Origin of the sequence: Bacillus sp. JJ722, from assembly GCF_036963345.1 — a bacterium.
Lineage (GTDB): Bacteria > Bacillota > Bacilli > Bacillales > DSM-1321 > Bacillus_AD.
Window position 1 is genome coordinate 20,296 of the sequence record NZ_JBALMO010000059.1, and the last position, 2,719, is coordinate 23,014.

The following is a 2,719-nucleotide window of genomic DNA, read 5'->3' on the forward strand; positions in this document are numbered from 1 at the left end:
TACTCGGAGCTGGACGTAGTTTCACTCTATTTAAAAGTGATCAACATCAAAGCATTTTATAAAATCCTAAACAATAAAAAAAGCCTAGAACTTATCATTCCAAGCTTACGTCATACTATTATTTTATACGAATTGATGAAAATTGTTCGATCTCACATATCTTTAAAATGGATGCTACGCGTTCGTTTAAACCGACTAATTCTATTGCATACTTCTGTGATAAAGGGTGAAGCCAGTTCACTAAACTCATGACACCTGTACTATCTATAAATCGAACTTTTGATAAATCCAAGCATATTTTCACTACATTTAATGGTAACGTAAAATCCTGTAAATCGCATTCAAATTCAGGTAAATGTCCAAGATGCAAATCACTTTCTACTGTAATCAACAAAGTTGAATCTTTCAACGTTACTTGAAGCATACGTGCTTGGCTCCCTTCAAATGATTGATAGATTTTATAACTTTATAAATTGCATCCAACTTCAGCAAAATCATTCGTACGAATTTATAATAGAGCCTTTGATTAAAGTCGGTAAAAGCTTCAATCAGGTTTTAATTTGAGTATAATGCGATTCTTTTACAGGCAAAATCATTCGAATAATATTTTCAAGCAAATAAAGAAAACAATTGATAATACACGTAATACCAATAATATATAACTGTTTCAGATCATTGGTAACACAATTATTATTTTTGACATTCTCTTATATATCCTTTTATTTTCTCTAAGAATGGATGTTTAAACTGACATTGATGTTCCAAACGATATAATTGACTCCAAATAGAATTGAAAACAGGGCGTACTTCTACAAAAACGTTTTTCGATAGCGTTCTTTGGAGATGCATCAATCGAAATTTGATATAATTTCTTTCCTCTTGCGTATTAGGATATTCACCCATATCAATTCGTACTACTCTTTCATTTGCTTGGTTCAATAGAACTTCAGCCATATCATTTTCACTAATAAATTCCTGACCCTCATACTTCAACATTTGATTCATAGTACACCTCAGTTTACTATTATATATTTTGTTTCTAGCTTTTTAGACCGCATAGTATACTTCTAGATCAAATAATAGTGAACGATAAGAATTCTAAAATGCTGATAAATATTACTCTTTCCGAAAATCAAGAACAATACTTGATAGGAATTTACGACTTAAACTTATCCGTCAATTCATTATTAAAGAAGCTCAACTGTTCTGCCATTTCAGAAATCCCATAGGAAGCTTTAGTAATCTCTTCAAAAGTTTTCTTAAAATCATGCACTGCATTACTAAAGTTACTAATTCGTTCATCACTTGTTTTTACACTATCTACTGAATTATCCAGAATTTCAATGATATTATGGTTTATATCTCTAAATTGACTTGTTTCATCTACAATGGTTTGAAAGGTTTTCTCAAATTGATCTATTGTATACTGAACAGCCGTTATTTGACTCTGAATGTGGTCAAGCGCATTCTCTGTCTGATGCGCGAGTTTCCTGACTTCCTGAGCAACAATCGAGAACCCTCTTCCATGTTCCCCTGCTCTGGCAGCCTCTATAGCTGCATTTAATGATAAAATATTGGTTTGATTTGAAATTCCTCTAATCGTTTTTACTACTTGACCTATTTGAGTAGAACTATCACTCAACTCTTTCGTAAGCCCTTTCGTGGAATGAATTAAATCAACAACTTCATCCATTTTTGTCAGTGATGTTGCAACATTTTCCTTCCCTGTTTCTACACGTTCAATCATCACTCGCGAATTATCTTTGATTGATCCAATTTCCTCTAACATATGCAAAACTTGCGTTTCTTTATCTGCAATAGATGCTGTAGTTTCTTCAGATGTTGCAGCTAGCGCAGATGCAGAATCATTTAGCTTAAATTGTAGTTCTTCAATCTCGTTGAACTTCATCATTGAAGAAGTAAAAGAATCAATATATGTTGAGATGGCAATCTGCATATCAAATGCGCATAGTTTCCGAAATGATGTATACGTTTTCTTGACATCTTCCCAGTTTCCTAATTCTTTTGCTAAAACAATCAATACCTCATTTTGAATAATTGTAAACGCACCAATATACCATTCAGGGAATAACCCAATACGGTTATGCACATTTCCAATAATCTTTCTCCGAACAACGTACTCTTCTCCAACCTCACCAGATATCATTTCTAATAAATATTGTGAAAGCGTCTCCTTTAGTCTTTGAACTGTTGAGTGTTCTGTTATTATTTCTGTTAACTTAGGTATTTCCATCAGCTGACTATAAAAACTTTCCACAATTTGATGAACATTTCGTTCAAAAATGGGCTTAATTTGGGCCAGAGTCTGTATATCTTCTTCAGTTAGATTTACAAACTTAATTAATAACTTTTGCTTACCTTCTGATAATTGCCTAAAATGATTCCCAATTTCATGTTGATTTTCAACATTTTCCTTTAATACATTTGTACCTTGTATAGAAGTCTTACGAAGATTGACAGCCCCCTTTTGATTTTGAAACAGACTTCTAAATGGACATCTACTCATCCCATATCCCCCCAACGCATTAAAAAGGCTCCTGAACATTCATATAATGTCTTTAAACCTATAAAAAACGGACTCTTTCCTTTCAGTATATATGAAAAAAGTCTATATTTACGTCCTTTTTCTGACATTTTTATGAAATTAATAGTAATTTTTACTTATTTTTCACTATAAAGAAGAGGGTGTCCCATAAGG

At 32.5% G+C, this 2,719-nt stretch carries 2 protein-coding genes and 2 pseudogenes; all 4 read right to left on the minus strand.

The annotated features are described in order from the left end of the window. Window positions 1–118: 118 nt before the first annotated feature. Entirely contained in the window at window positions 119–424 is a 306-nt protein-coding gene (locus tag V7014_RS08905; protein ID WP_335506255.1) for an STAS domain-containing protein, read from the minus strand. Between the two features lie 266 nt (window positions 425–690). Then, entirely contained in the window at window positions 691–1,005 is a 315-nt protein-coding gene (locus V7014_RS08910) for a hypothetical protein (RefSeq protein ID WP_335506257.1), read from the minus strand. Between the two features lie 151 nt (window positions 1,006–1,156). Then, a pseudogene (locus V7014_RS27220) lies at window positions 1,157–1,621 on the minus strand (methyl-accepting chemotaxis protein); the annotation flags it as partial. A 318-nt stretch (window positions 1,622–1,939) separates the two neighbouring features. Continuing rightward, a pseudogene (locus V7014_RS27225) lies at window positions 1,940–2,566 on the minus strand (protoglobin domain-containing protein); the annotation flags it as partial. Window positions 2,567–2,719: the final 153 nt, after the last annotated feature.

Coding starts and splice junctions, on each gene's coding strand:
- V7014_RS08905 (WP_335506255.1), bottom strand. CDS start 424: ATGCTTCAAGTAACGTTGAAAGATTCAACTTTGTTGATTACAGTAGAA.
- V7014_RS08910 (WP_335506257.1), bottom strand. CDS start 1,005: ATGAATCAAATGTTGAAGTATGAGGGTCAGGAATTTATTAGTGAAAAT.